Origin of the sequence: Gluconacetobacter sp. (genome assembly GCF_047721585.1) — a bacterium.
Taxonomy (GTDB): Bacteria; Pseudomonadota; Alphaproteobacteria; order Acetobacterales; family Acetobacteraceae; genus Gluconacetobacter; species Gluconacetobacter dulcium.
The window spans coordinates 1-4,412 of sequence record NZ_JBDNXE010000204.1 but is presented as its reverse complement, the minus strand read 5'-3'; the positions used below and the strand labels follow the sequence as shown (position 1 = coordinate 4,412).

Below are 4,412 nucleotides of genomic sequence, written 5' to 3'. Positions count from 1 at the left end.
GGCCGGGGCGTGCGGGGCGGGCCTGGATACTTTGGTTGCCGGCAGGGCGGAGAGCGCGCTGTCGTCGGTCGTGACCTGCGCGTGCGCTGAGGGGAAGGCCAGTCCGCCAAGTGCCGCGAGTGTTGCGAGCGTGGCACGGGAGCCTGCCCGGCGGTGCGGGCCGGAGCGCGAGGGGAGTGCGGGGCGGATATCAGGCATGATCGGGGCAGCCTAGACCAGATCGCACGCGGGCCGAAGAGGCGGAGTGCGACGAGGGCTTTGAAAGCGCCTCGTCGCGGAAGCGGCGGGGTTCAGGGCCGTGCCGTCAGGCTCTCGGCAACCAGTTCGCGCAGTTTGCCATGCAACTGGGCGTTGCCGGCCACGACATTGACCGAATCGCCCATGTCGTTGAGGTCGGCGCCATCGGGATCGGTGGCGTAGCCGCCGGCCTCGCGCACCAGCAGCAGGCCGGCCGCGCAGTCCCACGGTTTCAGGCCCAGTTCCCAGAAGCCTTCGTACCGGCCGGCGGCCACCCAGGCGAGATCGAGCGCCGCCGCGCCGAAGCGGCGGATGCCCGCGACCTGCGGCATCAGCGCGCCCAGCGTGCGGGCGAAGGGCAGGCGGCGCTGGGCCGGGACCTTGGCGAAGGGAATGCCGGTGGCGAACAGGGCCTCGTGCATGTCACGACGGGCCGAGACGCGGATGCGGCGCTCGTTGAGGAATGCGCCCACGCCCTTTTCGGCCCAGAAGGTCTCGTTGGCGGCGGGATTGTAGACCAGCGCCGCCGCCAGTTCGATCGTGCCGTCGGGCAGGCGGCGTTGCAGGGCGATCGAGATCGCCCAGTGCGGGATGCCGTGCAGGAAGTTGGTGGTGCCGTCCAGCGGATCGACGATCCAGCGCCACGTCCAGTTGTCGCTGCCCGAGGCGCCGCTTTCCTCCATCAGGAAGGCGTAGCCGGGGCGGGCGCGCTCCAGTTCCTCGCGGATTGCGGCTTCGGCGCGCAGGTCGGCCTGCGAGACGAAATCGCCGGGGCCCTTGATGCTGACCTGAAGCTGCTCGACCTCGTTGAAGTCACGGAGCAGGCGCCGCGCGGCCTTCTGGGCCGCGTTCTGCATCACCGTCATATGGGGAGAGAGTCGCATGGCCACGGCGATCGGTCCTGTCTGGCTGGAGCGGGTCGGGATGACGTGGACGCCACCTCATCACGCAAAGATGTTCTGTGTAACGAAAAAAACGCGGCCCCATGGGCATGCCATGGGGCTGCGCGGGGGCTTCAGCCCTTCGCGCGTTCCACGTAGCTGGCGTCTTCCGTGCGGACGACGATACGCTCGCCGGCTTCGATGAACGGGGGCACCATGGTCTTGACGCCGTTGGACAGCTTCGCCGGCTTGTAGGACGAGCTGGCGGTCTGGCCCTTCACGACCGGATCGGCCTCGACGATTTCCAGCGTCACCTGGGCGGGAAGCTGCACGCCCACCGGGTCGCCCTCGACCAGGTTGATCACCAGCGTCATGTTGTCCTGCAGGAACGGGGCCTGGTCGCCCAGGAGGTCCAGCGGGATCAGCGTCTGCTCGAACGTCTCCGGGTCCATCAGCACGACGTTGTCGCCGTCCATGTAGGAATAGGTGTATTCCTTTTCCTCGGTCATCAGACGTTCGACGGTGTCGGCGGTGCGCCAGCGTTCGTTGGTCTTGTTGCCCGTCTTGAGGTCGCGCATCTCCACCTGGATGAAGGCGCCGCCCTTGCCGGGGGTGATGATCTGCTGCTTCAGGACGGTCCAGCGACGGCCTTCGTGCTCGATGACCTGTCCGGCACGGATCAGGTTCGCCTGCTGTTTCATGGTGGGCCCTGTCTGACTATGGGTATGGAAGGCGGGCTTCTAACGCTCTCGGGCGCCGAGGGCAAGGTTGGGCGCGGATTCAGCGGCGAGTTTGTGGCGGCCGCCCGCCGGATCGCGGACCATGGGGCCGTCTTCCCCGGCTTCCAGATAGTCCGGCCCCAGCGGCACCTTGCCGTGGCCGCCCGGAATGTCGAGCGTGTAGGTGGGCCATGCGAGGCCCGTCACCCGGCCGCGCAGGCCCGCCAGCAGGCGCTGGCCCTCGGCGATCGGCACATGGAAGCGCGCGGTGCCGGGGGCGGGGTCGAGCTGGTGCAGATAATAGGGCTTTACCCTGGCCTCGACCATTGCGCGGAACAGCCCCTCCAGCGCCGCCACGCTGTCATTGACGCCGCGCAGCAGGACCGACTGGCCCAGGATGGGGATCGCCCGTGCCTGGATGCGGCGCAGGGCCGCGCGGGCGGCCGGGGTGAATTCGCTGGCATGGTTGGCGTGCATGACCACCCACATCGCGCGGTCGGTCTGCATCGCATCGGCCAGTTCGTCGGTGATGCGGGCGGGGTCGGCGACGGGCACCCGGCTGTGGATGCGGATCGTCGTGACGTGCGGCATGGCGTCGAGCGCCTGGACGATCTGGCGCAGGCGGCGGGGGGACAGCATCAGCGGGTCGCCACCGGTGAGGATCACTTCGCGGATGGCGGGGTGGTCGCGCAGCCAGTCCAGCGCGCGGGCCAGGGCGGCGTCGTCCAGCACGCCACCGTCGGGGCCGACATGTTCGCGCCGGAAGCAGAAGCGGCAATAGAGCGGGCAGACCAGCAGAGGCTTGAGCAGCGCGCGGTCGGCGTATCGGTGGACGATGCCGGGCACCGGCGACAGGGCGTCGTCGCCGATCGGGTCCGCGTGTTCATGGGGGGCGACGGCCAGTTCGGCGGCATCGGGGATGACTTGCAGGCCGATCGGGTCGTCCGGTCGTTCGATCAGCGCGGCGAAGGCGGGGGGGATGGCGGTGGCGTATTGCCGGGCCACCTCTTCCAGTGCCGGGGCGGCATCCGGAGGGACCAGCCCGGCGGCGACCAGTGCGGGGATGTCGCGCAGCGTCCGGCCCGTCGGCGGGGTGAAATCGTCCTGGGGATGGTTGACCGATCGTGTCATCGGCTGGCTCTACTCGACCGGTGTTCGTCCCGCAACAGGAGTCCTTCATGACCGACGGCGGCGGTTCTGCCCCCTTTTCCGTGCCGGAATGCGACCCCGACCGTATTGCCGGGCGGCTGCCGCTGCTGCGGCGGCGGGCGCTGGTGGCGCGCGGGGTTCGCGCCTTCTTCGACGCGCGGGGCTATCTGGAGGTCGATACGCCTTATGCGGTGCCGACGCCGGGCGAGGAAGTGCATCTGAAAGTGTTCCGCACCGAACGGCGGCATCATGACGGCACCCGCGAGGCGCTGTTCCTGCATACCAGCCCCGAATTCGCCATGAAGCGGATCGTCGCCGCGACCGGGCTGCCGGTGTTTCAGCTAGCGCGGGTCTGGCGCAACGAGGAGGGCAGCCATCTTCATGCCGCTGAATTCACCATGCTGGAATGGTACCGGCCCGGTGCGTCGCTCTCGGCGCTGATGGACGAGACCGAGGCGCTGCTGCGCGCCGTGCTGCCCCCGGTGTTCGTGCCGCCCGGCGGGTTGGCGGACTCCGTGCCCCTGCGGGTCGATGGGCCGTTCGAGCGCCTGACGATGCAGGAGGCCTTTGCCCGGCACGCGGGGGTGGATTTGTTGCCGACCGAGGGCGATGCCGGTGCGCTGGCCATGGCCGCCGGGTGTGCCCTGCGGGATGGCGAGACGTGGGAGGATCTGTTCTTCCGTCTGCTGATGGAGCGGGTGGAGCCGGCGATCGGCCGGGATCGCCCGACATTTCTGACCCACTGGCCGGCCAGTCAGGCGGCGCTGGCGCGCCGCGATCCGGATGATCCGCGCACGGCGCTGCGTTTCGAGCTTTATGCCGCCGGCATGGAACTGGCGAATGCGTTCGAGGAACTGATCGACCCGGTCGAGCAGCGCCGGCGCTTCGTGGACGACCGGACGCGGCGGGCGGCGCTGTATGGCGCCGTGCCCGAACTGGACTGGCCGATGGACGAGGCGCTGCTGGCGGCGCTGGCGCATCTGCCGCCCTGCGCGGGTATTGCGCTGGGATTCGACCGGCTGGTCATGTTGGCGGCGGGGACGACCCGCATAAATGACATTTTATGGCTGGCCTGACGCCGGGACGGGTTGAAATATTTGTAATTTCGTCCCCAATTCGTACGTCATGGCCATGATGCTACGTTAACGCCCTGATAAATTCTGTCCTGTAGATCGGTAACCCGGATCATGAAATACCTCTCGCTCCTACCGCTGGCTGCCCTGCTCGCCCTGACGGCGTGTGAGGTTCCCTCTCCCGAGCAGCGGAAGCTGCTCAACTCGATGGTTGGCCGGGGTGAGGTGGACGTGATCCGCACCTTCGGCGTGCCCACGCGTTCGTATGAGGCCCAGGGTCATAATTTCCTGGCCTATATCGACAGCGAAACCAACTACTCGCCCGGTGCGGGCGGCTGGGGCTGGGGTTGGGG

Annotated in this window: 5 protein-coding genes and 1 pseudogene; 2 read left to right on the top strand and 4 right to left on the bottom strand. The window is 68.4% G+C overall.

Annotation, left to right across the window (positions count from 1 at the left end):
* The 4 genes from ABF821_RS20110 to ABF821_RS20095 form a co-directional block, all read right to left on the bottom strand.
* On the bottom strand, positions 1–198 hold a 198-nt coding region (locus ABF821_RS20110), incomplete at its 3' end, for a hypothetical protein (RefSeq protein ID WP_415531363.1).
* A gap of 92 nt (positions 199–290) precedes the next feature.
* Complete coding sequence (locus ABF821_RS20105) at positions 291–1,121, bottom strand: inositol monophosphatase family protein (protein ID WP_182974945.1); 831 nt, start codon at positions 1,119–1,121, stop codon at positions 291–293.
* A gap of 131 nt (positions 1,122–1,252) precedes the next feature.
* Positions 1,253–1,819, bottom strand: a complete 567-nt coding sequence (gene efp / locus ABF821_RS20100; protein ID WP_114726285.1) for an elongation factor P — start codon at positions 1,817–1,819, stop codon at positions 1,253–1,255.
* A gap of 39 nt (positions 1,820–1,858) precedes the next feature.
* Complete coding sequence (locus tag ABF821_RS20095; protein ID WP_182974896.1) at positions 1,859–2,968, bottom strand: lysine-2,3-aminomutase-like protein; 1,110 nt, start codon at positions 2,966–2,968, stop codon at positions 1,859–1,861.
* Positions 2,969–3,015: 47 nt separating this feature from the next.
* On the opposite strand from ABF821_RS20095, the gene epmA reads away from it, so the two are divergent.
* Entirely contained in the window at positions 3,016–4,062 is a 1,047-nt protein-coding gene (epmA, locus tag ABF821_RS20090; protein WP_415531362.1) for an EF-P lysine aminoacylase EpmA, read from the top strand.
* A 111-nt stretch (positions 4,063–4,173) separates the two neighbouring features.
* Positions 4,174–4,412, top strand: a pseudogene (locus tag ABF821_RS20085) (hypothetical protein); the annotation flags it as partial.

Coding starts and splice junctions, on each gene's coding strand:
- ABF821_RS20105 (WP_182974945.1), bottom strand. CDS start 1,121: ATGCGACTCTCTCCCCATATGACGGTGATGCAGAACGCGGCCCAGAAG.
- efp (WP_114726285.1), bottom strand. CDS start 1,819: ATGAAACAGCAGGCGAACCTGATCCGTGCCGGACAGGTCATCGAGCAC.
- ABF821_RS20095 (WP_182974896.1), bottom strand. CDS start 2,968: ATGACACGATCGGTCAACCATCCCCAGGACGATTTCACCCCGCCGACG.
- epmA (WP_415531362.1), top strand. CDS start 3,016: ATGACCGACGGCGGCGGTTCTGCCCCCTTTTCCGTGCCGGAATGCGAC.